The sequence below is a fragment of the Opitutus sp. sgz309028 genome (assembly GCF_059821195.1).
This window is the reverse complement of record NZ_JCAMRR010000002.1, coordinates 1,122,109-1,148,763: the sequence shown is the minus strand read 5'-3', so window position 1 is coordinate 1,148,763 and position 26,655 is coordinate 1,122,109. Positions and strand designations below refer to the sequence as shown.

Here is a 26,655-nt window from a genome sequence, read left to right as displayed (position 1 = left end):
AGACCGGACATCCGCCACGCGCCGAGTTGCTTTCCGCGCGCTGGTTCGCATCCGTGCCTGCTGTGGTTAAAACCTCCCGCTCCGCTCCCGAATGCATCCGCCTCCGCGGCGTGCGTCAGAACAATCTCAAAGGCTTCGATCTCGATCTGCCGCTAGGCAACTACATCGTCGTCACGGGCCTGAGCGGCGCCGGAAAATCCTCGCTGGTGTTCGACACGCTGCACGCCGAGGGACAACGGCGCTATGTCGAAACTTTCAGCGCCTACACGCGCCAATTTCTCGACCTGCTCGACAAACCCAAGGTCGACTCGATCGAAAACATCCGCCCCTCGATCGCCATCGAGCAGACCAACACCGTCAAGACCTCGCGCTCGACCGTCGGCACGATGACGGAGCTCACCGACTTCTTCAAAGTCTGGTTCAGCCACGTCGCCGAATGCTTCGATCCCGCGACCGGCGAGAAAGTCGAGGACGACAACGCCCACACCATCTGGTCCAAGACACACGCGTCGCACGCCGACCAGACCGTCGTCATCGCCTTCAAAGTCACGAAGCCCGCCAACCTCACCTGGCCGGAAATCCTGCAGAATCTGAAGGGGCAGTCCTACGTCCGGGTCCTCCTCGCGCAGCCCGACGGCACCGTCGCCGCGCAACGCATCGACGACCTCCTCTCTCTCCCTCCCTCAACCCTCAACGCTCAACTCTCAACTTCCCCGCACCTCCACGTCGTCCAGGATCGCGTCGCCGTTTCCACCTCCGACAAACCCCGCTTTCTCGAAGCCATCGAAACCGCGCTCCACTTCGGCCAGGGCGAAGTTTTCCTCTTCGACTCTGTCACCGTTCCCAGCTCTCAACCCTCAACTCTCAACACTCTCTTCAGCGAACTCGGCCACTTTTCCCGCGGCCTGCATTCGCCCAAAACCGGTCGCACGTTCCGCGCCGCCACGCCCGCGCTCTTTTCGTTCAACTCCCCGCTCGGCGCGTGTCCGAATTGCCGCGGCTTCGGCCGCGTGATCGAGATCGATTACCGACTCGCGGTGCCCGACCAGTCGTTGTCGATCGACCAGGGCGTGATCAAATGCTGGGAGAGCGACATCTACGGCGAGTCGAAGAAAGACCTCTACGTTTTCACGAAGAAGAAGAAAATTCCGACGAACGTGCCGTTCGCCTCGCTGACGCCGGAGCAGCGCGACTTCGTCATTAACGGCGAACCCGGCTACGGCGAGGAAAACGGCAAGACCTGGCCGAAGTATTGGTATGGCGTGAAGGGCTTTTTCCGGTGGCTGGAAAAGAACACCTACAAGATGCACGTGCGGGTCTTCCTCGCCCGCTACCGCGCCTATAATCCCTGCCCCGCCTGCCACGGCCAGCGTCTCCAACCCGAATCGCTCTGCTGGAAATGGCAGGGCCACACCCTCCCCGAACTCTACCAACTCCCCGTCTCCGACCTCCTCGCGGAATTACAAAAGTGTCATATAATGTATGACACTGGTTCGGGCGCGGCGGAGGACCGGTCGGAGTCGCTGGCTTACGATTCGATTGTCACGCGGCTGCGTTATCTCGAGCGCGTCGGGCTCGGCTATCTCACGCTCGACCGGCAGTCGCGGACGCTGTCCGGCGGCGAGGTCGAGCGCGTCAATCTCACCAGCTGCCTCGGCACATCCCTCGTCGACACCTTGTTCGTGCTCGACGAGCCGAGCGTCGGCCTGCACCCGCGCGACATCGACCGGCTCATCGGCATCATCCGCACGCTGACCGACGCCGGCAACACCGTCGTCGTGGTCGAGCACGATGAAGCGATGATCCGCGCCGCGGATCACGTGATCGAGGTCGGACCCGAACCCGGCGGCCGCGGCGGGCACATCGTGTTCTCCGGCACTGTATCCGAAATGCTCGCACATCCGAAGAGCATCACCGGCGCGTATCTCTCCGGCCGCGAATCGATCGCCACGCCCGCCCACCGTCGCCCCGTTTCTGACATCTCAGATCCCAAGCCTCAGATCCTCTCTCTCCATTTCCAAAACGCCACCAAGCACAACCTCCGCAATCTCTCCTTCCGTCTCCCGCTCCAGCGTTTCGTCTGCCTCAGCGGCGTGTCCGGCTCCGGCAAATCCACGCTGCTCGACAACGTGATCTACCAAGGTCTCCTCGCACAGCGTCTCCAGCTCACGGAAGACCCCGCCACGATCGAAGCGATCACCGTCGCTGATTCCTCCGACTCTCATCCCTCAAGTCTCAACTCTCAACCCGCGCGCACGCTCACCCCCTCCCAGCCCTCGACCTCAAGCGCTGGACTCGCGCCCGTCGCGGGCGCGTTAACCGAAATCGTCCTCGTTGACCAATCGCCGCTGTCGCGCACGCCGCGTTCCAATCCTGCGCTCTACACCGAAGCGTGGGAACTGATCCGCGATCTCTACGCCTCCACGCCCGCCGCCCAAGCCGCCGGCTTCAACGCCTCCTCGTTTTCCTTCAACAGCGGCGAAGGTCGCTGCGACCATTGCCAGGGTCTCGGTTACGAGCGCGTCGAGATGCAGTTTCTCTCCGACGTTTTCGTGCCATGTCCGGTGTGCGAAGGCCGGCGTTTCAAACCCGAGGTGCTAGCGATCCAATGGAGCGGTCGCTCGGTCGCGGATCTGCTCGCCACGAGCATCAGCGACGCGCTGCCACTTTTCGCCGGACATGCCGCGATTCGCCAGCGGCTCGCGTCGCTCGACGCCGTCGGGCTCGGTTATCTCACGCTCGGGCAACCGTTGAACACCCTCAGCGGCGGCGAATCGCAGCGTCTGAAACTCGTCCGCTACCTCGGCGGCTACGCCGCGGAGGGTGCCGAGTTCGGAGTTTCGAGTTCCGCGTTGTCCGAAACCGTTTCGCGTCGCTCGAACTCGAAAACCGGAACCCGAAACCCAGAACCCAAAACCCAAAGCCCGGAACCTTCCCAAGGCGCCCTGCTCCTGCTCGACGAGCCGACGACCGGTCTGCATCGCCACGACGTGAAGCGCCTGCTGTCCGTGCTGCAGGCACTCGTCGATCGCGGTCACAGCGTGGTCGTCATCGAGCACAACCTCGACGTCCTCAAATCCGCCGACTGGATTCTCGAGATCGGCCCCGATGCCGGTGCCAACGGCGGCCGCGTCGTCGCCGAGGGCACACCCGAGCAAGTCGCCGCCGCCGACACCGCCACGAGCGGCTTTCTGCGAGCGGCGCTCGCAGAAAGTTCCGGGTTCCGCGTTCCGCGTTCCGAGTTACTCGCCGCCGAATCTCCGGCACGTTACGAAGCCGTTCAACCCGGAACCCGGAACCCGGAACTCGAAACCCCTTCGATGCTTCGCATCGAAGGCGCGCGAGAGAACAATCTCAAAAACATCTCGCTCTCGATTCCTCACCGGCAGCTCAACGTCGTCACCGGCGTTTCCGGCTCCGGCAAATCCACGCTCGCATTCGACATTGTCTTCGCCGAGGGCCAGCGGCGTTTCATGGAATCGATGTCGCCCTACGCGCGACAGTTCGTCGAACAGCTGCCGCGTCCTGCGATCGACCGCCTCTCCGGCATTCCGCCCACCGTGGCGATCGAGCAGCGCGTCACGCGCGGTTCGCGCAAATCCACCGTCGCGACGATCACCGAGGTCGCGCAATACCTGCGCCTGCTCTACGCGCGCCTCGGCATCCAGCATCACCCGGACACCGACAAACCGGTCGAACCGCTTTCGCCCGGCCAACTGAAAGCATTGTTGAAACGCGTCCTCGCCTCGCCGTCGGCGCAACGCGCGAAACACCTTTATCTCTGCGCCCCGTTGATCCGCGGCCGCAAGGGCCACCATCAACCGATCGCCACTTGGATCGGCAAACATGGCTTTTCGCTGATGCGCGCCGACGGCCAGCTCACGCGCGTCGACGCGTTTCAAAAACTCGATCGCTACAAGGAACACGACATCGAAGTCGTGGTTGCCGATCTCAAAGCCCAGAGCCCAGAGCCCGGAGCCCAGAGGAAGCGGTCCGGCTCTCAACTCTCAACTCTCAGCTCTCAGCTTGACCGGGCACTCGCCCTGGGCCGCGGCTCCTGTTTCCTGCTCACCGAGCGCAACTCGATCCTGTCCTGGTTCTCGACCACGCGCACCGACATCGAAACCGGCGAATCGTTTTCCGAGCTCGATCCGAAGGATTTCTCCTTCAACTCGCCGCGCGGTTGGTGTCCCACGTGTCGCGGGCATGGACGCGTTTTCCCCTGGATGCTCGAGACGTCCGATGAGGACGAAAAGGACGATCCCGCCGCGCGACTGCGCGAATTCGGTGTGGATTCCGCCGACGATCTTTCCGATGCCGGAACGCCGTGTCCGGAATGTCACGGCGCCCGGCTGAATCGCGTCTCACGCGCGGTGAAGCTCCACTTTCGCGGCAAACAGCTGCCGCTGTCGCTGCCGCAGCTCCTCGCCTCCACGCCCGCGCAGTTGCTCGCCCATTTGCGTAATTTGGATCTCGATACGCGCGGCCGGCTCATCACGCAGGACATCGTGCCGCAGATCGAGGAGCGGCTGAAGTTTCTCGATCACGTCGGCCTTGGCTACCTCTCGCTCGATCGTCCGACCGAAACGCTCTCCGGCGGCGAGGCGCAGCGCATCCGGCTCGCGGCCCAGCTCGGCTCGAATCTCTCCGGCGTCCTCTACGTCCTCGACGAACCGAGCATCGGGCTCCACGCGCGCGACAACGACCGGCTGATCGACACGCTCGAATCGCTCCGCGCCAAGGGCAACACGCTCCTCGTCGTCGAACACGACGACGAATTGATGGAGCGTGCCGACCGCATCATCGACCTCGGTCCCGCCGCCGGCGTCCACGGCGGCGAAATCCTCGCCAACGGCACGCCCGCCGAGATCAAACGCAGCGATCGTTCGCTGACCGGGCTGTTTCTCAAGCGGGGCATTCCGCACCCGCTCCGCGGCGAATACCGATCGGTCAAGACCAACACCGTCGCCTCCACGCGTCCCGTCCGCGCGTTGCTCAAGAAAAAGGCCCCCGCCGGCCCGGCGCCGTTTCATCGCGACTGGCTCGAGCTGAGCGGCGCCGCGTTTCGCAACTTGAAAGGCTTCGACCTGCGCCTGCCACTCGGCCGGCTGATCATGGTCGCGGGCCCGAGCGGCGCGGGTAAATCCACGCTCTTCCGCGATCTCCTGCATCCAGCGGTCGATTGCGCCATTAAAAACAAAAAGGCGAAGCTCACCGGCCGCGAGTTCGTCAAAGCCACGAACTTCACCGCCGACTCCTTGCAACTCTCCATCGGCAACTCCCCGCTCCCGTTCGCCTCGCTCCGCGGCGCCCAAGGATTCAAGCGGGTCGTCGAAGTCGATCAGTCGCCGATCGGCAAGACGCCGCGCTCCACCCCGGCAACCTACCTCGGCATCTTCGATCTCATCCGCCAGTTCTTCGCCTCGCTGCCGGAGTCCAAGATTCGCGGATACACCGCGTCGCGTTTCTCCTTCAACACCGCCGGCGGCCGCTGCCCGACCTGCGAGGGCGCCGGACGCGTGAAGCTCGAGATGGCGTTCATGCCCGACACGTATCTGCCGTGCGACGATTGCCGCGGTCTGCGTTACAGCCCCGAATTGAGCGACGTGACGTGGAAGGGAAAATCGATCGGCGAGGTCCTGCAGCTCACCTTCGAGGAAGCGGCGCAGTTCTTCGATTTCCATTCGCAGCTTTCGCAGGTGTGCCAGCTCATGGTCGATTGCGGACTCGGTTACCTGACGCTGGGCCAGAGCTCGCCCACGCTCTCCGGCGGCGAAGCGCAGCGTCTCAAACTTGTCACCGAGCTTTCTGCCGGACTTGCGACCTATCGCGAACGCAGCCGCGGCGAGTTGCCGCGCAATCTCTACCTGCTCGAGGAACCCACGATCGGACTGCACCTGAGCGATTGCGAGAAACTGATCCGCGTGCTGCACTCGCTCGTGGACCAAGGTCACACCGTCGTCGTGATCGAGCATCACCTCGATCTACTCGCGGAGGCCGATTACATCGTCGAGCTCGGACCGGTCGGCGGTCCCGACGGCGGCGAGCTGCTTTATCAAGGCGAGCTCTCCGGTCTGCTCAAAGTAAAAGGCAGTCCGACCGCGCCCTATCTGCGCGCCAAACTGAAGAAATAATCCGACGGCCTTGGTCGCCCCGGCAACGCCCGCGATTTTCCGCCGCAGATCGCGGGTGCCCGCCGCAACGGCGGAGCGAACCGCTGCCCCCTACTTTCCGGAGAGTTTATCGCGCGGCCGCGGCGCTCGCGTCGTGCGCCTTCGCGGCGTCCTGCACGACCTTCACGAGCTCGGGCAGCGAGACCGGTTTCAGCAAATAGCGAAACAGCGCCGCTTCGTTCACGCTGCGCATCAGCATCTCCGGTTTCATATAGCCGGTGACCAGGATGCGCTGCATGTGTGGATACTCTTCGCGCGCGCGCACCAAAAAATTCATGCCGTTGCCGCCGGGCATGAGGTGATCGGCGACAGCGACCTTGAAGGCTTTCTTGTGCAGGATGAATTCCGCTTCGCGCGCGGAGCCGGCGAGCGTCACCTCAAAATACGGCGACAGCGCCGCGGAAAACACGTCCAGCAGCGGACGCTCATCGTCGATGAGCAACACCGCGTCTTTGGCAGCGGTTCCGGAGGCTGAAGGCGTCTCGCCTGGCTTCATTGGCGCGGCATCGTGCTGGGCCGGTGTTTATTGGCAAATCGAAATCGAGCCTCACGCGGATTCCGCCTTTATGAATTGCCTGAAGGATCCGATATGGCTGGGTTAACCGGCGCCCACGACATGGATTCCCACGACCTGCACCAAGCGGCGCGCCTCGGCACGCTGACCGAGGTGCCGCGCGACGTTCTCGCCTCCGCCCGCCTGCTCGCCCGCAACCCTTCGGGCACGACGCCGCTGCATGCGATCGCGCGCCACGGCGGCATCGAACTGCTGCCGCCGGACCGATTGACGGTCGAGAATTTCACGGTGCGCAACGACTCCGGCTACACGCCGCTGCACCTGGCCGCAGAGAGCGGACAACTGAACAAGCTGCCGCGCGAGCTGCTCGTCGACTCGCTCCTGAGTCTTGCCAGCAATTCCGGATACACGGTCTACCACGTCGCTGCCGCCCACGGGCATCTCGACCAGATCCCCCGCGAGCTGCTCACGTCGGAGGCGATCCTGCGCAAGAATCACCTCGGCAACACGCTCCTCCACGAGGCCGCTGAAAACGGCAGCCTCGACCGCGTGCCGGCCGCCTTTCTCACCGCGGAAAGTTTCCGTGAGCGCAACCTCGGCGGCGAAACCGTCCTCCATGTCGCCGCTTTCAACGGCCACCTCGACCAGGTGCCGCGGGCGTTGCTCACCGCCGACGCGCTCCTGCAGACGACCAATGCCGGCGACACCGTTTTTCACGCCGCTGCGATCTCGGAACACCTGGAACAGATTCCTGCCGAGCTCCTCACCCGCGCTCATCTCGTGATCGCGAGCAAAACGGGTTTCACGGCCATTCACGCCGCTGCCGAATCCGGCCAGCTTTCTAAAATCCCGCGCGCTCAACTCACGGCCGATCTGCTCCTCACCCGTAACGACAACGGCGACACCCCACTCCACGCCGCCGCGCACGAGGGTTTTCTCCATCAGGTGCCCGTCAGTCTGCTCACGCCCGAGACGCTCAACGTCCGCAACTACGACGGCATGAGCGTCGGCCGGCTCGCCGTCACCCGGGGTTACGCCGACCACATTCCGATCGAATATCGTCCGAAACAGCGCGGACCGATCGGCCGTTTCCTGGAACGCATCGGCGCCTCGCGTCCGCCGTTCTAGACCGGCTTTCCGGCGTAAATCCGCGCCGCCACCAGGCCTTGCCGCCTGTCCGCCATTTTTTGGCCTTCCCGCCGCGTTTCCTGCCGAAGACGCAGGCGAGACTTGCTCCGCCGCACCCAAGTCGCCACACGTGAGCGTTTCCTTTCATCATGAGCACCACGATCACCGCCATCACGGCCCGCGAGATCATCGATTCGCGCGGCAATCCCACCGTCGAAGTCGACGTCAAACTCTCCTCCGGTGCGCTCGGCCGCGCCGCGGTTCCCTCCGGTGCCTCCACCGGCGAACACGAGGCGATCGAGTTGCGCGACGGCGACAAGGCCCGCTACGGCGGCAAGGGCACCCAGAAGGCGGTGGCCAACGTGAAGTCCAAGATCGCGCCGGCGCTCATCGGTTTCGACGCCCTCGACCAGGTCGGCATCGACCGCGCCATGCTCAAGCTCGACGGCACCGCCACCAAGTCGAAGCTCGGCGCCAACGCCATCCTCGGCGTCTCCCTCGCCACGGCCAAGGCCGCCGCCAACGCCATCGGCGTTCCGCTCTATAAATACATCGGCGGCCCCAACGCCAAGGTCCTCCCCGTGCCGATGATGAACATCATGAACGGCGGCGCGCACTCCGACGCTCCGATCGACTTTCAGGAATTCATGATCATGCCCACCGGCGCGAAGTCCTTCTCCGAAGGTCTCCGCATGGGCTGCGAAATCTTCCACGCGCTGAAGAAGGTCCTCAAAGACAAGGGCCTCGCCACCGCGGTCGGCGACGAGGGCGGTTTCGCCCCGAAACTCGAATCCACCGAGGCCGCGCTCGACGCCATCGCCCTCGCCGTGAAGAACGCCGGCTACAAGCTCGGCAAGAACGTCCACCTCGCCCTCGACGTCGCTTCCTCCGAGTTTTACGTGAAGGAAAAGAAGAGCTACATCTTCAAGAAGTCCGACGGCCGCGTCCTCTCCGGCGACGAGATGGTCGAATTCTACAAGCAGCTCACCTCGAAATACCCGATCGTCTCGATCGAAGACGGTTGCGCCGAGGGTGACTGGGCCACGTGGAAAAAACTCACGGACGCCATCGGCGATCGCGTGCAGCTCGTCGGCGACGATCTCTTCGTCACCAACACCGAGTTCCTCAAAAAGGGCATTGAGACCGGCACCGCGAATTCGATCCTGGTCAAAGTTAACCAAATCGGCTCGCTCACCGAAACGCTCGACGCCGTCGAGATGGCCAAAGAAGCCAACTACACCGCCGTCATCTCGCACCGCTCCGGCGAGACCGAGGACGTCACGATCGCGGACATCGCCGTCGCGACCAACGCCGGCCAGATCAAGACCGGCTCCCTCTGCCGCACCGACCGCGTCGCAAAATACAACCAGCTCCTCCGCATCGAGGAAGAGCTCGGCGCCAGCGCGATCTACGGTGGCAAGATGCGCGGCCTATAAGCCGTTCGTCGCCGAATTCCGTTTCCTAGGCCGGTCGTTTTCGACCGGCCTTTTTCTTTTCCGCTTCCGCCGAACCTGCGGCCGGGAAACGCGTCCAATCCCCTCGACTCCACTTCGAACGGGATTAACTTGCCCCTGCCGATCCCCATGAACTCCCGCCGCTATCTTCCGTTCTTGTTCCTCGCCGCGATCGCCTGCCCCGCCGCCGAGACGCCGCCGCCGGCCGCCACGGAAAACCCGCCGGCCCCGACCGAGAAAAAGCAGGCCTCCGAGGAAGAAATCAAAGCCCGCCTCGCCGATCACCTCGCGCGCAAATACGCGAAAAACGAGGCGACCAAGAAAGAATCCGCCAAACGCGAGTCGCAAAGCCAGGTGCCGCCTCCGGCTGCGTCGGCGCCCGCCACCAGCGCGAAATCCGACGCGAAAACTCCCGCGGCCGAAGAACCCGCCACCGTGCTTCCGCGCGTCGAAGTGCGCAAGGACCGCATCACCGAACTGGATCGTCAGCTCGCCAAACAGGACCGCGAGATTGCCGCGGAAAAACAGAACACGAAACCCACCGCGCTCGACGAAACGTTGAACGGCCCGAAGGTCTCGAAGTTCTTTTCCATCTTCGGCGGACAATCGAGCGACGATCGCGCCAACATCGCCCGCGAGCGGGTCGCGATGATGGAAGAAGAAAAGGACATGCTCGAGGCGATCTCCCAGGCTCAGACCAAGGAAGAAAAGGCAGAGCTGCAGAAGACCCTCGACTCGATGCGCGCCATGCGCCGCGAGCTCGAAGCCGCGCTGCGGTAAGTCGCGCTTGGCGCCGCTGCCCGCCGCGTTCGCGCGTCAGTCCACGCGCACGATGTAGCCGCGCAGATATTCGCTCTCCGGCATCGTCACCAGCACCGGATGATCCGCCGGCTGGTGACAAAACTCGAGCACTCGCACCTTTCGCTTCGCATCGGCGGCCGCCTCGGCGAGCACGTTGCGCAGCTCCGCATCGTGCATGTGATGCGAGCAAGTGTAGGTCGCCAGGACGCCGCCGGGCGCGAGCCGCTGCATCGCCCGGAGATTGATTTCCTTGTAGCCACGGAGCGCTCCCGCCAGCGCGCTCTTCGATTTCGCGAACGGCGGCGGGTCCAGCACGATGACATCCCACGCCGGCTCGTGTCCGCGCGCCGGATCGTTGAACCAGTCGAAGACATTCGCCACGCCGAACTCCGCCCGCACACCGTTGCGCTCCGCATTCCGCCGCGCCGCCGCGATCGCATCGTCCGCACTGTCCAAGCCAAGCACCTTCGCCGCGCCCGCGCGCGCCGCGTGCAACGAAAACGGCCCCTGATTGCAGAACGCATCCAGCACGCGTTTTCCCGCGCAATACCTCGCGACCGCGGCGTGCTGCTCGCGTTGATCGAGATAGAATCCGGTTTTCTGTCCGCCTTGCAGATCGAGCCAGTAATCGAACCCCCCGACCCGCATCCACCGCGGTTCCCACGTGCGCCCCGAGCGCGTGTGCACTTCGAGCGGCAGGCCTTCCAGCCGGCGGATCGGCGCATCGTTGCGAAAGATGACCTCCTCGGGTCCGAGTCGCTCCGCCAGCAGCTCCCCGATCGTCTGCATATGCCGCTCCATCGCCAGCGTCTGAATCTGCACCACCAGCGCCCCATCGAACTGGTCGACGACCAGACCCGGCAGATCGTCCGACTCGCTCCAGATCAACCGGCGCGCCCGGTCCGTATCCGTCGCGTCACGACGCGCAACCGCCGCGGCGATCGCCGTTCGCAGATAATGTTCGTCGAGCGCGACGCGATCCCGGCTGAGTCGCCGCCACACAATCTGCGACTTCGAGTTGTAGATCCCGCTGCCCAGAAAACGGCCGCCGCGATCCCGGCATTCCACCACGACACCGTCGTGATCGGCCGGCAGCAGGGCTTCGACTTCGTTGGCGAACACCCAGGGATGTCCGGCCAGCACGCGGGGTTTGACGTTGGGTTTGAGCTTGAGCGCAGGGATCGCGGACACGCGCTTACGCTCGGGCAAAACCTTGCGCGCGCGACGAAAAAACGCGCGATTTCTCGCTCACCTGCCCCGGGAGCAGCTCAGCTCCGGTCGTCTTCGAAGGGCTCGTATTCGTAGCGCTCATTCCACTTCGCGCTCACCAGTGCGATGCCAAAAAACGCCGCGAACGCGAAGAATCCCAGCATCGAAATGATCGCTTTCATCAACTGCTCCACTTCGGCCACTTCTGCAAAAACTTGAACCACCATCACCAAGTTTTTGCAGTTTTTCAGCTACGCGTCTCGTCGGAGCCCCGCACCGGCTTCATCTCGAGCCCGAAATGAAATCCGGCCTCGTCCTCATACCCCACCGGCGCATTCGCCGCCGCGGCAATCAGTTTCAACGCGCCGAAGACGTAGACAATGGCGAGGGAAATCATCCCGAGGGTCATCAGGGAAAGCATGAGAACACACTAATGCATTCACCGGAAAAGCGAGCCGGGTTTGCATTTACGCCCCCTTCTTGACGTTTTTCTTACAAAGATCCACGGGACCCCGCGCGTTTCCGGGGCGCGGAGATGACGAATTCAACTTGCCTGAACGCAGCCGTTTACCGCGCGCCCAGCGGTAATGCCGGCAGGCTCCGGAAAAACAGCCACAGCGCCTTCAGCTCCGTGTCGTTCATCTGTCCGAACGCCCGCGGCATGACCGGATCGAACTCCGTGCCGTCCGGCCGCCGGGCGCTGCGCATCGTCTGCACGAATTCCTCCTGCGTCCAGTTGGCGAGGCGCCCGTCAGCATGCGGCGTGAGGTTCGCCGCCGCGGGCCAGCTCGGCGGTCCGATGTCGATTTTGCCACCGGCAAAGGTCGGGCCATGACAGCCGATGCAGCTCGCGGCCACATAGCGGCCATATTCGACGGTTTCCCCCATCGCGACGACCGACGGCTGCAGCTTCGCGTGATCGATCGCGTCCGCCGCGAGTTTCATCTTGCCGGTCGCGAGGAGGACTCGTGACACCGGCCCGAGTTGAATCGGCACGCGCTCCTGATCCACCGCCGCCACGGTTTTCATGAACGCGATCAGTGCGCCCAGATCCGCGTCCGAGAAATGTGAATACTCCTCCGACGGCATCACGAATAACCCGCGGCCATCCGGCCCCACGCCATGTCGGATCGCCCGCACCCAGTCCGCATCGGTAAACTGGGCCACGCGTCCGCCGCGGCCGCCCGTGAGATTGGGCCCCCGCACCAGGCCCATCGCCGGGTCATCGATCACTTTGCCACCCGCGTAGTCGCGGCCGTGACAATCGTTGCACCCACGCGTCTCGGCAAGATGCCGTCCCCGCTCGATCGCCGCGGCCTCCGTGGGAATCGCCACCGCCCGCGGCTCCACGTGAAACGTTTTCTGCAGCCGGGCATTGCTGACGAAGTAAACGGTTCCGATGGCGAGCGCGATCACAGCGACCAGGCCGCCGACGATGTATCCAAGGGCTTTGAGTGTGCGGGACATACCGAGGAATTCGCATTCAGCTCGCGATGGAGGCAAGCGTCCGTTGCTTCGCCTTTCGACCCATCCCGGGTGCGCCCGGAGAAAACGCTTCCCTCGCCCGCCTGGCCGCGGTTTGCTGACCGACTTCCTCCGTCCACCGCCGATCGCCCACAGTCCACCGCTCCCGTGTCTCCCGCCCAAGAAATCGCCCGCCGCCGCACCTTCGCCATCATCTCCCATCCGGACGCCGGCAAAACTACGCTCACGGAAAAATTCCTGCTCTACGGCAACGCCATCCATCTCGCGGGCTCCGTCACCGCGCGCAAGCAACAGCGGGCCACGGCCTCCGACTGGATGGAACTCGAGAAACAGCGCGGCATCTCCGTCAGCTCGACGGTGCTCCAGTTCGACTACACCGGCTACGCGGTCAACCTGCTCGACACGCCAGGCCACAAAGACTTTTCCGAGGATACCTACCGCGTGCTCACCGCCGTCGACGCCGCGCTGATGGTGATCGACGCCGCCAAGGGTGTCGAAGCGCAGACCCGCAAGCTCTTCGAGGTCTGCCGCCGCCGCGGCGTGCCCATCTTCACGTTCATGAACAAGTGCGACCGTCCGACGCGCAACCCGCTCGAACTCCTCGACGAGTTGGAAAGCGTGCTCGGCCTGCAATCGTCGCCCGTCATCTGGCCGCTCGGCAACGGCCCCTCCTTCCGCGGCGTATTCGATCGGCGGACACGGCAAGTCCACCTCTTCGAACGCGTGCCGGGCGGCGCCTACCACGCCCCCGTGGAAGTGACCTCGCTCGAGGATCCCGCCGTGCGCAACAAACTCGACGACTACACCTACGAGCAGGTGAAGGAACAGCTCGAGATGCTCGACGGTGCCGGCCATCCGTTCGACCTCGAGGCCGTCCGCGCCGGCCGCCAGACGCCCGTCTATTTCGGCAGCGCCGTGAATAACTTCGGCATCCAGCTCCTGCTCGACGGCTTTCTCAAGGACTCGGTTCCGCCCGCGCCCCGGCGCTCCGCCCCGACTTCAAGTTTCAAATCTGAAATCTCAGATTCTCCCGACCGCATCGTCCCCGTCACCTACCCGAAATTTTCCGGCTTCGTTTTCAAGATCCAGGCCAACATGGATCCGAAGCACCGCGACCGCATCGCGTTCGTGCGCGTCTGCTCCGGGAAGTTCGAGCGCGACATGACCGTCACGCATCAACGCACCGGCCGCACCATCCGGCTTTCCTCGTCGCAAAAACTCTTCGGCCAGGAACGCGAAACGGTGAACGAAGCGTGGCCCGGCGACGTCGTCGGGCTCGTCGGCCACGAAGCACTCGGGATCGGGGACACGTTGACCGAGGACAAATCGATCCTGTTCGACGAAATCCCACGCTTCCCGCCGGAGGTGTTCTCGTTCATCACGAATCCGAATCCTTCCGACGCGAAGAAATTCCGCGCCGGTCTCGATCAGCTCCTGCAGGAAGGCGTCGTCCAATCGATCAACCTGCGCGCCGGTATGACCACCGCCACGTTGCTCGCCGCCGTCGGCCAGCTGCAGTTCGAGGTCGTGCAATTCCGCCTCGAGAGCGAATACAACGCCGCCTCGCGCCTCGATCCGGCGCCGTGGACCTTGTTGAAATGGGTCTCGCCCAAGGAACCCGGCGCAAAGCTCCCCGATCTCACGACGCTGATCGTCGCAACCGGTGTCGCCTTCGGCACCGACAAGCTCGAGCAGCCCGTCGGTCTTTTCCCGAACGAGTGGACGATGCGGTATTTCCTGGAAAAGAATCCGTCCATCCAGTTGCACGATCTCCCGCTCGAACAGACGCGCTGAGCGCGCCGTTCGCACAAAAAGCGTCGATCCGCCGTCGCGATTCGCCATCGTCGGGGCTCATGCGCATTCCGCTCGATCGCCCCCGCGTTCGCGCCACGCCGGTTCATCCTTACGCGTGGCTTTGGGAGCCGCTGCTTTCCCGCCACGACGTCGAGCTGCGCCGCATGTTCAGCGGCCAGTCGCTCTACATCGCCGGCCGGCTCAGCCTGCATTTTGTCGCAAAAGAAGATCCCTGGCGCGGCGTGATGGTCTGCACCGAACGCGAACACCACGCCGCGCTGCTCGCAGATTTCTCCGATCTGCGTCCGCATCCGATTCTACCGAAGTGGCTCTACCTCCCGGAGTCGGCCGACGCCTTCGAGAAAGTGGCCCGCCAACTCGTCACTCTCGCCGGCGCACGCGATCCGCGTTTCGGCATCGTCCCTCCCGCGAAGAAGAAATCGAAATCATCGCGCGCCGCGCGCCACGGACTCGACGGCCATCCATGAACGTCCGCCCGCAACCGTTCGCCTCCGCCGCGGAGTTCCGCGCGTGGCTCGAACGCCACCACGCCAGCGCCGCGGAACTCTGGATTTTGTTCTATAAAAAAGCGTCCGGTCGCGGCGGTCTGGTTTACCGCGAAGCGTTGGACGAGGCGCTTTGCTTCGGCTGGATCGACGGCGTCCTCAGATCGATCGACGCCGACAGCTACATGCAACGCTTCACGCGGCGGCGTCCGGGCAGCAACTGGAGCAGCGTCAATCTCCGCCACATCGCGCGTCTCAAGGCGGCAGGCCGCATGCATCCCGCCGGACTCGCGGCGTTCGAAGCGCGCGACACGAAGAAAGCGCCCGCGTATTCGTTCGAAAATCGCCCGGAGAAATTCCCTCTCCCACTCGAAAAATCGTTCCGCACGCATCGCCGCGCGTGGACGTTCTGGTTGGCGCAACCGCCCAGCTATCGGCGCACGTTGATCTGGTGGGTCGTCAGCGCGAAGCAGGATGCCACGCGCGAGCGTCGCCTCGCCACGGTGATCGCCGCCTCCGCCGCCGACCGGCGCGTGGATCTGATGAAGCCGTTCGCGTTCGCGGCCCCGCCCGCGCGCTGACCACGCGTTCGAGCCGCGCCGCCTGGCCGTTCCGCCCAGCGCTTCGTCGCTGTTAATCCGATCGGTTGAGACGCTTGCGTGCGTGGACTGCTTTCGTCTCGCGCGACTGGCGAAAAAACTTTCTTTGTCCGCGCATGATTTTCGTGCGCCGTCTGATCGTCGCGTCCCTGCTCGCCTCCGCGGCCCTCGCCCCATTCACCGCCAGCGCGGCGCCAAAGTCCGCGCCCGCTCGCGCCGCGTCAGCCGTCGCCTACAAAGGCGCCGTCACGATGGACGCCGCCACCGGCCAGATCCTTTTTGAGGATCACCAGAGCGATCCGAGCCCGCCCGCCAGCATGACGAAACTCATGACGTTTCTCGTGCTCCACGACAAACTGGAGAACGGCACGCTCACGCTGCAGACGCCGGTCACCGTCACCGCCGCCGACTCGCGCATCGGCGGCACCCAGGTATGGTTGAAGGAGGGCGAGACGTTTCCGGTCGAAGAATTGCTTTATGCGATGATGATCCAGTCCGCGAACGACGCCGCCTACGCGCTCGCCCGCACCGCCGCCGGCTCGGTCCCCGCCTTCGTCGACCTGATGAACGCGAAGGCGCGCGAGATCGGCATGACGCAGACGACCTTCCGCACGCCGCACGGGCTCCCGCCCGCGAGCCGAAAAATTTCCGAAGGCGATCTCACCACGCCCCGCGACTTCGCCCTGCTGTCGCGCGAGCTGCTGCTGAAAACCGACATTCTCAAATACACCTCCGTTCGCACGCGCGCCTTCGGCGCCAGCCAGCGCGCCCAACCAGTCGCGATGACGAACCACAACCACCTGCTCGGCCGTGTCGCCGGCGTCGACGGGTTGAAAACGGGTTTCACCAACGGCGCCGGTTTCTGTCTCGCCGCCACCGCGCAGCGCAATCAGCGCCGCGTCATCGTGGTGATGATGGGCAGCAGCGATCGCAAGATGCGCGACCTCAAAGTCGCCGAGCTGATCGAGCGCGGCTTCTCCGCGCTGCCGGCCAATGGCCCGGCTTTTGTCTCCGCCGCGCCCGCGCCGCTGATCACGCCGGCCGATTCGCCGATTTCCCCCGCGCCGGTCGACGAGGAAGCCGATGCCGAAACCGACGACGCGCCGCCTGTCATTAAATTTTCACTACCGGCGACCCGCCGCTGATCTGGCCGCGAACCGGGCGCGGCCCCCGTCGGCGCGGTCTCAATGGCCGATCGCCATCACGACGAGACCCAGCACGCAAAACAGCGTGCCGATGGTCCCCGCTTCGCGCCGCTCGAAATAGCGGATCTTGAAGCGGTCGAGCCCCATCAGCGCGAGCCAGGTCACGAGCGCCATGCCCGCGAGCGCCGCCACCGCGAGGATGACGCTCAGCACCACAAAACCCCGCCAACCGAACTGCACGCCCGACAGATAAACCGGCAGAAAGCCTTCGCAGGGCGAAAGCGTTAACATCAGAAAGAGTCCGCCGATCGCCGCGAGATCGCCCTTGCGATCCGAAGCGATGCCGCTGTCCGCCAGCTCATGTTCCCAATGGCTGTGCTCCGCTTCGTGCCCGCAGGCCTCGCTCGCGTGATGATGTCCGCCGGGAATCGGATGGTGACAGATGCCTTTGCCGCGCAGTTGCCGCCAGATATAGTAAGCGCCGACGGCGAACAACACGCCGCCCGCGATCCAGGGAAACGCTTCGCCAACTTCGTGGTTGATCTGAAACCCGAACCACGCGATCGCCAGTCCGAGCAGACTCGTCAGCCCCACGTGCCCCAGCCCGGCGAACAGCGTCACGCCCAGCGTCTTGGCCCGCGACCATTGTCGCGCCCGCGCCACCAGCACGAAAGGCAGCCAGTGCGTCGGCATCGCCGCATGCAGAAACGCCACGGTAAATCCCGTGAACGCTATCGTGGTCAAAGCGGCGGAGTTCATTTCAAAAGACGAAAAAACACGGAAGCTCGATCAAGCCAGCGCACCCCGCCAGCTGTCCAACGCGAACTCTAGCAAACCCGTCAACCACCCCCTCATTTTCGTCCTACAGTCCCAATCAGAGTGTCATATAATGTATGACACTCTGCTGGCGCCGTTTTCCGGAAGGAAAAATCCTTCTCGTTCTCGCCGGCGGTTCGCGCTCTGCTCTCCGCCCGCATGGCGAATCAGCCCGACATTTCCGCCGTCAAAGCTTACCTGCTCGCGCTGCAGGATGCGATTTGTGCCGCGCTCGAGTCCTTGGATGGTGCGGGCCGGTTTCGCGAAGACGCCTGGCAACGACCGGAACATGGTGGCGGCGGACGGTCGCGCGTGCTGGAAAACGGCGCCGTTTTCGAAAAAGCCGGGGTGAACTTCTCGCACGTCCAGGGCGCCTCGCTGCCACCGTCCGCGACCGCCCACCGTCCCGAACTCGCCGGCAAAGCCTATCACGCGCTCGGCGTTTCGCTGGTCATCCACCCGCGCAATCCCTACGTGCCGACCACGCACATGAACGTGCGTTTCTTCGCCACGGCGGAATCCCTCGAATCAACGTCTTCGTCGTCCGGCTCCGCGTCCGCCGTGCCAACCTGGTGGTTCGGCGGGGGTTTCGATCTCACGCCTTACTATGGCTTCGAAGCGGATGCGATCCACTGGCATCGCGTCGCACACGACGCCGTCGCCCCGTTCGGTGATGCGTTGTATCCGCGTTTCAAACGCTGGTGCGACGACTATTTCTTTCTCAAGCATCGCCAGGAGCCGCGCGGGCTCGGCGGTTTGTTTTTCGACGATTTCAACGCCCTCGGTTTCGAGCGCTCCTTCGCGCTGATGCGTTCGGTCGGCGATGCGTTTCTTCCGGCCTACCGGCCGATCGTCGAGCGGCGAAAGGCCACGCCCTTCAGCGATCGCGAGCGCCAGTTTCAACTCTACCGTCGCGGCCGTTACGTGGAGTTCAACCTCGTGTGGGACCGCGGCACGCTGTTCGGCCTGCAATCCGGCGGCCGCACGGAATCGATTCTCATGTCGCTCCCACCGCTCGTCCGCTGGGATTACGACTGGCGGCCGGAGTCCGACTCGCCCGAAGCGCGGCTCTACGACGTTTTCCTGAAGCCGCAGGACTGGTTGCGGTTCGACACGCCGCCGTCGACGCCTAACCCTCAGCCTCCTTCATGACGTCCCGCGAACGCTTCCTCTCCGCCTGCGCCTGCCAACCGCTCGAACGCCCGCCGCTCTGGATCATGCGCCAGGCCGGCCGCTACCTGCCGGAATACCGCGCGTTGAAGGCGAAGTCGTCGTTTCTCGAAATGGTGCGCACGCCCGCGCTCGCGACCGAGGTCACGCTGCAGCCGCTGCGGCGCTTCGCGCTCGATGCCGCGATCCTGTTTTCGGACATCCTCGTGATTCCCGAAGCGCTCGGCCAGGGCTACCGCTTTCGCGATCAGGGCGGAATCGCGATGGAGTTTCGCCTCGAAACACGCGCGCAGATCGATGCGCTCGCCGCGCCCGACGCCGTGCCGGAGCGGCTCAACTATGTCGCGGAAACGCTCGCGCTCCTGAAAAAGGAGCTCGCCGGAGAAAAGGCGTTGCTCGGTTTCGGCGGTTCGCCGTGGACGCTCGCCACCTACATGGTCGAGGGCGGCAGCTCCGACGAATTCGAGCGCATCAAGCATCTGTTCTATACCGACCGGCCCGCGTTCGACGCGCTGCTCGGCAAGCTGACCGCCGCGCTGATCGCGTATTTCCAAATGCAGATTCGCGCGGGAGCCGACGCGATTCAGATCTTCGATTCGTGGGGTGGCATCGTCGCCGGGGCCGATTACGAAGCGGCTTCGCTGAAATGGATCCGCGAGATCGTCGCCGCGCTACCGCGCGATTTCCCGGTCATCCTCTACGCGAAAGGCACCGCACCGCATCATGCCGCGCAGGCGACGAGCGGCGTGCGGGTGTTGAGCGTCGATTGGACGAGCGATCTTTCCACGCTGGCGCGCCAATTGCGCGCCGCGCCGTCCGCCGGCCGGCCGCCGATCGCGCTCCAGGGCAATCTCGATCCCGTGCTGCTCAACACCACGCCCGAGATCGTCCGTCACGAAACGCGGCGGTTGTTGGAATCGATGCGCGGCATTCCGGGCCACATCTTCAACCTCGGCCATGGCATCATGCCGCAGGCGAAAATCGAATGCATGGAAGCGCTCGTCGACACGGTCACGACGTTCAAATAGCAGCGGCGCGACGCCCGCCGGGAAACGGCGCCGCGCGTCCTGCACTTCCCCCGTTCTTGTGCATGTTGCCTGTCCGTGGCCGCACCTGATTTAAAAACGATCGCCGTCCTGGGCGCCGGGATCACCGGCCTGACCGCCGCGCACCGCCTGCACCGTCTTGGCCATCGGGTCCGGGTATTCGAGCAAAGCGAGCGCGTCGGCGGTGCGATCCAGACCGAGCGGCACGACGGCTGGCTCGTCGAAAGCGGTCCCAATTCGATCCTTTCCGGCGAACCGTCGCTGGATGCGCTCATCGCCGAACTCGGCCTCGATGCCGCGCGCGTGAAGGCAAATCCGGCCGCGAAGAAACGCTTCCTCGTGCGTCGCGGTCGGCTCGTCGTCGCGCCACTTTCACCCCGCGCGTTACTCAGCTCGCCGCTTTTTTCGCCGCTCGCAAAGCTCGCGATTTTTTCCGAACTCGCCGCGCGGCGCCGCGTGCGCGCCAGCGACGTAAGTCTCGCGGATTTTATCGGCTCTCATTTCGGCCGCGAGTTCGTGGATTACGCGTTGAATCCTTTCGTCAGCGGCGTCTACGCCGGCGATCCACGCAAGCTTTCCGCGCGTCACGCCTTTCCCAAGTTGTGGGAGCTCGAGCAGACGCATGGCTCGCTCCTGCGCGGGCAACTCGCGCTCGCCCGCGAACGCCGTCAACAGGGCGGTTCGGCGCCGGCGATCTTCTCGTTTTCGGAAGGCCTGCAGATGCTGCCGGACCGGTTGGCCGCGGCGCTGCCCGACGGTGCAATCCAACGCGAGGCGACCCTCGATGCGATTTTGCCCGGCGGAAATTGGAGCGTCGTCTGGCATGATGCGCACAACACTCACACCGAAACCTTCGACGCGATCGTCGTCGCGCTGCCGGCACCGGCGCTTGCGCAATTGCGCATCGGCTCGCTCGGCGAACGCCCGCTCGCGGCGCTCTCCGCGATCGAGCACCCGCCCGTGTCGTCGCTGTTTCTCGGCTACCGTCTCGAGCAGGTCGCGCACCCGCTCGACGGCTTCGGCTTGCTGGTGCCCGCGCGCGAAAATCGCCGCCTGCTCGGCGTGCTGTTTTCGTCGACGTTGTTTCCCGGTCGCGCCCCCGCGGGTCACGTCGCGATCACCGTCATGACCGGCGGCGCGCGCCAGCCGGAGCTGGCCACGCTCACCGATCCGGCATTGTTCGAGGAAGTCGGACCGGATCTGGCGGAACTGCTCGGCGTGCGCGGCGAACCGGCCTTCGTGCGCCGCCGGGTGTGGCCGCGCGCGATTCCCCAATACACTCTCGGATACGAACAGTTCCTCGGCGCGCTCAATGCCGCGGAGCGCTCGCATCGCGGGCTGTTTTTCGGCGGCCAGGCTCGCGACGGCATCTCGGTGCCGGCCTGCGTCGCGGCCGGCGAAAAGCTCGCGGCGCGGGTCGTCGACGGCTCGTGACGCCGGCGAGCGTCGCACCCTTGACTCACCCTTCGCACCGCCTACCCTCGCGCCCTTTTCTTTGGCATGGCCCACGATCTGAAAGACACGCTGCAGCTTCCTAAAACGGATTTCCCGATGCGCGCCAGCCTCGCGCAGCGCGAGCCGGGTCGCGTCTCGCATTGGGAGAAGATCGGCCTCTATGCCGCGATCCAGCAGAAGAACGCCGCGACCGGCAAAACCTTCGTGCTGCACGACGGCCCGCCCTTCACCAACGGCGACGTCCATATCGGCACCGCGCTCAACAAGACGCTCAAGGACCTGATCCTGCGCTACAAGTCGATGCGCGGTTTCCGCACGCCTTACGTCCCCGGCTGGGACTGCCATGGGTTGCCGATCGAGCAGAAGGTTTCGCGCGAGCTGCAGGAGAAGAAGCAGACCGTGACCACCGCGGAGCTGCGCGCCAGATGCGATGCGTTTGCCGAATCCTGGATCGTTAAGCAGACCGCGCAGTTCAAGCGCCTCGGCGTGCTCGCGGATTGGGAGCACGAGTACAAGACGAAGGCGCCCGCCTACGAAGCCGATATTCTCCGGACCTTCGCGGCCTTCGTCGCGCAGGGCATCGTCTACCGCAGCAAGAAACCCGTTTACTGGTCGATTCCGTTCGAGACCGCGCTCGCCGAGGCGGAGATCGAGTACAAGGACCACGTCAGCCCGTCGATCTGGGTGAAATTTTCCGTGCCGGTCGACGAGGCGAAGAAGTTCAACCTGCCCGCCGACAAGCCGCTGTCGGTGGTGATCTGGACGACCACGCCCTGGACGATTCCAGCCAATCTCGCGATCGCGGTGCATCCAGAAATCGACTACGTCGTCGCCGATCTCGGCGCCGAACGCATCGTCGTCGCGCAGGCGCTGCTCGGTCAGGTCGCGGCCGCTGCGAAGTTGGAAACGGCCCCCGCGGTTGTGCAGACGCTGCGCGGCCAGGCGCTCGAGAAACTCCAGCCGCGTCATCCCTTCATCGATCGCGCCTCGCCCGTCGTCCTCGCCGACTACGTCACGACCGAAAGCGGCACCGGCTGCGTGCACACCGCCCCGGGGCATGGCGCGGAGGATTATCTTACCGGCCTCAAGTACGGCCTCGAGATTTACTGCCCGGTCGGTGACGACGGCCGTTATCTCGACGACGGCAAAGTCCCTGCCGATCTCGTGGGGTTGACCACTCTCGAGAGCGTGGAGGATCTCGCGGCCAAGCGCACGTCGCCCGCCAACGTCGCGGTGTTGAAGAAACTCAGCGCGGCCGGCGCGCTCCTCGCGAGCCAGCGCTACACGCACAGTTATCCGCACTGCTGGCGTTCAAAGACGCCGATCATTTTCCGCGCCGTCGACCAATGGTTCGTTTCCCTTGACCAGGCCGGCCATCGCGCCAAGGCGCTCGCGGCAATCAAGGACGTGCAATTCATCCCGGGTTACGGCGAAGCGCGCATCCGCGGCGCGCTGGAGTCGCGGCCCGACTGGTGCGTCTCGCGGCAGCGCTCCTGGGGTGTGCCGATCCCGGCGTTTTACGACGCGAAGAAAAACGCATATCTCGACGCCGGCGTGATTCGCGCGGTCGCCGACAAAATGGCCACGCGGGGCACCAATTTCTGGTATGACGCCTCACCCAAGGAGATTCTCGAGGGCGTGACGCTGCCGGCCGGCTGGCCGTCGGCCGACGAGCTCACCGGCGGACGCGACACGCTCGACGTGTGGATCGACTCGGGTTCTTCGCACGCGGCGGTGTTGAAGCACGGCCAGGGCGGCACGCACTGGCCGGCCGATCTTTATCTCGAAGGCAGCGACCAGCACCGCGGCTGGTTTCAGTCCTCGCTGTGGACGAGCGTGATCGCGTTTGGCGCCGCGCCCTACAAATCGGTGCTCACGCACGGCTTCATCGTGGGCAAGGACGGGAAGAAGATCTCGAAGTCCGGCCAATACGAGAAGCCGCCGACCTCGGACAACTACGTCGGTCAGTATGGCGCCGACGTGATCCGTCTGTGGATCGCCTCGCAGGATTTCCGCGAGGACATCCGCGTGTCGGATCTCGACAAGGATCTGAAGAATCCGAGCAGCATCCTCAATGTCGTCGCGGAAAGCTACCGGCTGATCCGAAACACGTTTCGCTACCAGCTTTCGAATCTCTTCGATTTCGAGCCCGCGCGCGACGAGGTGCCGGTCGAGCAGATGCACACGCTGGACCGCTGGGCGCTGCATCAAACGGCGTCGCTCATCGAGCAGTGCACCGTCGCTTACGAGAACTACGAGTTTCACCGCGTCTACCAGCTGTGCAACCAGTTCTGCTCGGTCACGCTCTCGGCGACGTATCACGACATCCTGAAGGACCGGCTCTACACGCTCGGCACGAACTCGCCGCTGCGCCGATCCTCGCAGACCGCGATCCACCACATCTTCCAGTCGCTGGTGAAGCTCCTCGCGCCGATCCTGGCGTTCACGACGGACGAGGCGTGGTCGTTTGCGTCGTTGAAAAAAGAATACAGCGACGATTCGATCCACTTGCAGGAGTGGCCGGTCGCACCCGCAACCTGGGTCAATCCGACGATCGAGGCCGAGGTCGCCGCGCTGCTGAAGGTTCGCGCGCAGGTCAACGAGACCATCGAGCCGCAACGCGCCGCCGGCAAACTGGGCAAATCGCTCGACGCGTCGGTCACCCTCGCCGCGCCGGCGGGCAGCGACGTGCTCGGCGTGCTGGAAAAGCATCGGGAATTTCTCCCCGAACTCTTCATTGTTTCCACTGTCACTCTGGCCCCCGCCATGGGTGACGCGCTCACCGTGTCCATTCGGCCGTGTGGCGAACTCGATTTCCAGCGATGCCCCCGCTGCTGGCGGTGGGTCCCGGAGCTGGAGCCGAGGCCGCCCCAGGACGTATGTCCGCGTTGCGCTGAGGCCTTGAAGTCCTAATCTCCCCTATCCCCAAAACTCCCCATGGCCAAGAACCACAAGAAACCCGCGAAACCCGCCAAATCCAAAGTCGCGAAACCCGTGCTGAAATCCAAGCCCTCTGCGCCCATCAAGGCGAAGGTGGCGAAGCCGGTGTCCTCCGCGAAGCCAGCGAAGCCCTCTCCCGCCATGGAAAAACCCTCTAAGAAAACCGCCCTCCGCGACAGCATCCTGAAGCGCAAGACGAACTCGAAGCCGATTGCGTTCAGCCTCGATGAAGTCCGCGCGATTGCGAAAACCGTCACCACCAAGGCTCCCGAAGCGGAGGGAAAACCGCAGAAGCCCGCCAAGGCCGCGACCACGAAGACGACCCTGACACTCGAGAAACCCGCGAAGCCGAATCATATCAAGGCCGCGTCCCTTTCCGACATCCTGGGCTTCAACCCGAAGCGCGCCCCGGCCCCCGCGATGGAGGAGCGCGACGTGCCCGAAAAATTCCGCCGCTACTACAAGCTGCTCCTTGACCTCCGCAAGCATCTCACCGAGGGCATCCAGCTTCACTCGGAGGAGACCCTCAAGCGTTCCAGCAAGGACGACTCGGGCGATCTCTCGAGCTATGGCCAGCACATGGCCGACGCCGGCACCGACACCTTCGATCGCGACTTCGCGCTCAGCCTCGTCTCCAGCGAACAGGAAGCGCTCACGGAGATCGACGCCGCCATCAAGCGGATCCTCGACGGCACTTATGGCATCTGCGAAATCACGCAGAAGCCGATCGCCAAGGAACGTCTCCTCGCCGTGCCGTTCACGCGCTATTCGGCCGAGGCCCAGAAGGACCTCGAGAAGAACCGTTATCGCGCCCGCACCGCCGGCGGCCTGTTCGGAGAGCTGGGCGAAGAGGGTGGCAAGATCATGGACGAGGACGGGGGAGACGAATAATCCGCTGCCGCGGTAGGATTCCGCCCCGCGATTGAATGCGACCTCGCCAGCTCCGTCGGTCCCGCCGGCGGAATCCCGTCCGAAACCTCCGGTCTCCCGACTTCAGCGCCTGCTTGCCTATCGCAACCTGCTGCTGATCGCGCTGACGGTTTTCGTCCTCGACCAGCTCACGAAGCTTTGGATCGCGGAACACCTGCCCTTTCCGACCTACGGCGAACCGGGCGCGATCCGCGTGATCCGCGGGTTCTTCTACCTCGTTCACGTCGGCAACACCGGCGCCGCGTGGAGCATGTTTTCCGGCCAGAGCATGATTCTCGCCCTGCTCGCCGGCGCGACGCTGATTGCGATCTTTCTCTGGCGGCACTCGCTCGGACTGCGCGAGCGTCTGGCCCAGATCTGCTTCGGCCTCCTCTGCGGCGGCATCGCCGGCAATCTCGTCGACCGGCTGATGCACGGGCACGTGATCGACTTCATCGACCTGCACTTCGGCAGCTACGTGTATCCGACTTTCAACGTCGCCGACGCCGGCATCTGCATCGGCGTCATCGTTTACCTCTGGCACTCGTTCCGCGAACCGCGGCGCTGACGAGGCGCGTCCCTGCGCTCCCGTCCGTCACTCCACGTTGGCGATCTGTTCGCGCACGCGTTCGAGCTCGTTCTTCAGCTCGATGACCGCCTTCGAAATGGCGAGGTCGTTGGCCTTGCTGCCGATCGTGTTCACCTCACGACCGATTTCCTGCAGGATGAATTCGGCTTTCCGACCGATCTCTCCGCTACCCTTCAGCAGGGTCGCGAACTGGTCGAAATGGCTGCGCAACCGCGTCAACTCCTCGGTCACGTCCGCCCGATCCGCAAACAGCGCGATCTCCTTCAACACGCGCTCGTCGTTCACATCGAGATCGAGGCCCGCCTGCCGCAGCCGCTGCATCAGCAGCTCGCGATAGTTCGCCGGCACGGTCGGTGCCCGCGCGGCGATCGCGTCGACGTGCGATTTCAACAGCCGCAGCCGCGCGAGAAAATCCACCAGCAGCGACTCGCCCTCCTGCGCCCGCATAGCCGCGAACCCGCGCAACGCCTCCTCCACGGTCTCCATCACGACCGCCGCCGACTCCTCGGCCGACGGCATTTCGAGCGGCTTGCGTTGCGAATTGGCCACGGCCCAGAGCAGTTCCGGCGTGGGAGCGAACGCGAGTCCGCGTGCCTCGGCCATCGCCGCGAGCCGGTCGAGCGCCGCATTCACCTCGGTCTCGTCCCACACGATCTCGCTCGTCCCGCGCGCGCCGGTGAGTTCGACGACCACGCTGACGCGTCCGCGGGCCGCGACTTTTCTCACCTGTTCGGCAATACCGGCCTCGAGACTTTCCCAATCGCCGGGAAGATTGATCGCGAGATCGAGCGTCTTTCGATTCACGGAGCTCACCTGCACGGTAAGCGTGAAACTGCCGACTGCGGCCGTCGCGCGGCCATAACCCGTCATGCTTCGCATGACCCAAATCCCAACCGGCAAACCGCCAAACGCCAAACAATTC

21 protein-coding genes are annotated in these 26,655 nt (G+C 64.3%); 14 read left to right on the top strand and 7 right to left on the bottom strand.

Going from position 1 to position 26,655, the window contains the following annotated elements:
- The first annotated feature begins 53 nt into the window (after positions 1 to 53).
- Positions 54 to 6,134, top strand: coding sequence for an excinuclease ABC subunit UvrA (locus AC6RV7_RS10480; protein WP_500093922.1), 6,081 nt, complete (start codon positions 54 to 56; stop codon positions 6,132 to 6,134).
- A 106-nt stretch (positions 6,135 to 6,240) separates the two neighbouring features.
- Here the strand turns inward: AC6RV7_RS10480 and AC6RV7_RS10475 are convergent, their stop codons facing one another.
- Positions 6,241 to 6,618 (bottom strand): response regulator, encoded by a 378-nt coding sequence (locus AC6RV7_RS10475; RefSeq protein ID WP_500093921.1) that lies wholly within the window; start codon positions 6,616 to 6,618, stop codon positions 6,241 to 6,243.
- Positions 6,619 to 6,789: 171 nt separating this feature from the next.
- Between AC6RV7_RS10475 and AC6RV7_RS10470 the strand changes: the two genes are divergently transcribed.
- From AC6RV7_RS10470 to AC6RV7_RS10460, 3 genes are all read left to right on the top strand, one after another.
- Positions 6,790 to 7,815: an ankyrin repeat domain-containing protein gene (locus tag AC6RV7_RS10470; RefSeq protein ID WP_500093920.1), complete on the top strand. Its 1,026-nt coding sequence runs from the start codon at positions 6,790 to 6,792 to the stop codon at positions 7,813 to 7,815.
- A gap of 149 nt (positions 7,816 to 7,964) precedes the next feature.
- Entirely contained in the window at positions 7,965 to 9,251 is a 1,287-nt protein-coding gene (gene eno, locus AC6RV7_RS10465) for a phosphopyruvate hydratase (protein ID WP_500093919.1), read from the top strand.
- Positions 9,252 to 9,398: 147 nt separating this feature from the next.
- On the top strand, positions 9,399 to 10,049 hold the full coding sequence (locus AC6RV7_RS10460; protein ID WP_500093918.1) for a hypothetical protein: 651 nt from the start codon (positions 9,399 to 9,401) through the stop codon (positions 10,047 to 10,049).
- A gap of 36 nt (positions 10,050 to 10,085) precedes the next feature.
- Here the strand turns inward: AC6RV7_RS10460 and AC6RV7_RS10455 are convergent, their stop codons facing one another.
- The 4 genes from AC6RV7_RS10455 to AC6RV7_RS10440 form a co-directional block, all read right to left on the bottom strand.
- A complete protein-coding gene (locus AC6RV7_RS10455; protein ID WP_500093917.1) occupies positions 10,086 to 11,261 on the bottom strand; it encodes a class I SAM-dependent rRNA methyltransferase in 1,176 nt (391 codons plus the stop codon).
- A 77-nt stretch (positions 11,262 to 11,338) separates the two neighbouring features.
- Positions 11,339 to 11,506, bottom strand: coding sequence for a hypothetical protein (locus AC6RV7_RS10450; protein WP_500093916.1), 168 nt, complete (start codon positions 11,504 to 11,506; stop codon positions 11,339 to 11,341).
- Positions 11,507 to 11,526: 20 nt separating this feature from the next.
- Positions 11,527 to 11,700, bottom strand: coding sequence for a hypothetical protein (locus AC6RV7_RS10445; RefSeq protein ID WP_500093915.1), 174 nt, complete (start codon positions 11,698 to 11,700; stop codon positions 11,527 to 11,529).
- Positions 11,701 to 11,846: 146 nt separating this feature from the next.
- Positions 11,847 to 12,746, bottom strand: coding sequence for a c-type cytochrome (locus tag AC6RV7_RS10440; protein ID WP_500093914.1), 900 nt, complete (start codon positions 12,744 to 12,746; stop codon positions 11,847 to 11,849).
- Positions 12,747 to 12,911: 165 nt separating this feature from the next.
- On the opposite strand from AC6RV7_RS10440, the gene AC6RV7_RS10435 reads away from it, so the two are divergent.
- From AC6RV7_RS10435 to AC6RV7_RS10420, 4 genes are all read left to right on the top strand, one after another.
- Positions 12,912 to 14,558: a peptide chain release factor 3 gene (locus AC6RV7_RS10435; RefSeq protein ID WP_500093913.1), complete on the top strand. Its 1,647-nt coding sequence runs from the start codon at positions 12,912 to 12,914 to the stop codon at positions 14,556 to 14,558.
- A 59-nt stretch (positions 14,559 to 14,617) separates the two neighbouring features.
- A complete protein-coding gene (locus AC6RV7_RS10430; protein ID WP_500093912.1) occupies positions 14,618 to 15,046 on the top strand; it encodes a hypothetical protein in 429 nt (142 codons plus the stop codon).
- Positions 15,043 to 15,645 (top strand): YdeI/OmpD-associated family protein, encoded by a 603-nt coding sequence (locus AC6RV7_RS10425; RefSeq protein ID WP_500093911.1) that lies wholly within the window; start codon positions 15,043 to 15,045, stop codon positions 15,643 to 15,645. Before AC6RV7_RS10430 ends, AC6RV7_RS10425 begins: the two co-directional genes overlap by 4 nt.
- A gap of 134 nt (positions 15,646 to 15,779) precedes the next feature.
- Entirely contained in the window at positions 15,780 to 16,808 is a 1,029-nt protein-coding gene (locus AC6RV7_RS10420) for a D-alanyl-D-alanine carboxypeptidase family protein (protein WP_500093910.1), read from the top strand.
- A 39-nt stretch (positions 16,809 to 16,847) separates the two neighbouring features.
- Here AC6RV7_RS10420 and AC6RV7_RS10415 read toward each other — a convergent pair whose 3' ends face one another.
- Entirely contained in the window at positions 16,848 to 17,567 is a 720-nt protein-coding gene (locus tag AC6RV7_RS10415) for a hypothetical protein (RefSeq protein ID WP_500093909.1), read from the bottom strand.
- 216 nt (positions 17,568 to 17,783) lie between these two features.
- Between AC6RV7_RS10415 and hemF the strand changes: the two genes are divergently transcribed.
- From hemF to lspA, 6 genes are all read left to right on the top strand, one after another.
- Complete coding sequence (gene hemF / locus AC6RV7_RS10410; RefSeq protein WP_500093908.1) at positions 17,784 to 18,776, top strand: oxygen-dependent coproporphyrinogen oxidase; 993 nt, start codon at positions 17,784 to 17,786, stop codon at positions 18,774 to 18,776.
- On the top strand, positions 18,773 to 19,822 hold the full coding sequence (gene hemE / locus AC6RV7_RS10405) for a uroporphyrinogen decarboxylase (RefSeq protein WP_500093907.1): 1,050 nt from the start codon (positions 18,773 to 18,775) through the stop codon (positions 19,820 to 19,822). Before hemF ends, hemE begins: the two co-directional genes overlap by 4 nt.
- A gap of 75 nt (positions 19,823 to 19,897) precedes the next feature.
- Positions 19,898 to 21,274, top strand: a complete 1,377-nt coding sequence (hemG, locus tag AC6RV7_RS10400) for a protoporphyrinogen oxidase (protein WP_500093906.1) — start codon at positions 19,898 to 19,900, stop codon at positions 21,272 to 21,274.
- A 66-nt stretch (positions 21,275 to 21,340) separates the two neighbouring features.
- Positions 21,341 to 24,208 carry an isoleucine--tRNA ligase gene (ileS, locus tag AC6RV7_RS10395; protein WP_500093905.1) on the top strand — a complete coding sequence of 956 codons (2,868 nt, stop codon included), beginning with the start codon at positions 21,341 to 21,343 and terminating at the stop codon, positions 24,206 to 24,208.
- A 24-nt stretch (positions 24,209 to 24,232) separates the two neighbouring features.
- A complete protein-coding gene (locus tag AC6RV7_RS10390; protein WP_500093904.1) occupies positions 24,233 to 25,126 on the top strand; it encodes a TraR/DksA family transcriptional regulator in 894 nt (297 codons plus the stop codon).
- A 31-nt stretch (positions 25,127 to 25,157) separates the two neighbouring features.
- Positions 25,158 to 25,712 carry a signal peptidase II gene (gene lspA / locus AC6RV7_RS10385; RefSeq protein ID WP_500093903.1) on the top strand — a complete coding sequence of 185 codons (555 nt, stop codon included), beginning with the start codon at positions 25,158 to 25,160 and terminating at the stop codon, positions 25,710 to 25,712.
- Between the two features lie 27 nt (positions 25,713 to 25,739).
- Here lspA and AC6RV7_RS10380 read toward each other — a convergent pair whose 3' ends face one another.
- Complete coding sequence (locus AC6RV7_RS10380) at positions 25,740 to 26,612, bottom strand: YicC/YloC family endoribonuclease (protein ID WP_500093902.1); 873 nt, start codon at positions 26,610 to 26,612, stop codon at positions 25,740 to 25,742.
- Positions 26,613 to 26,655: the final 43 nt, after the last annotated feature.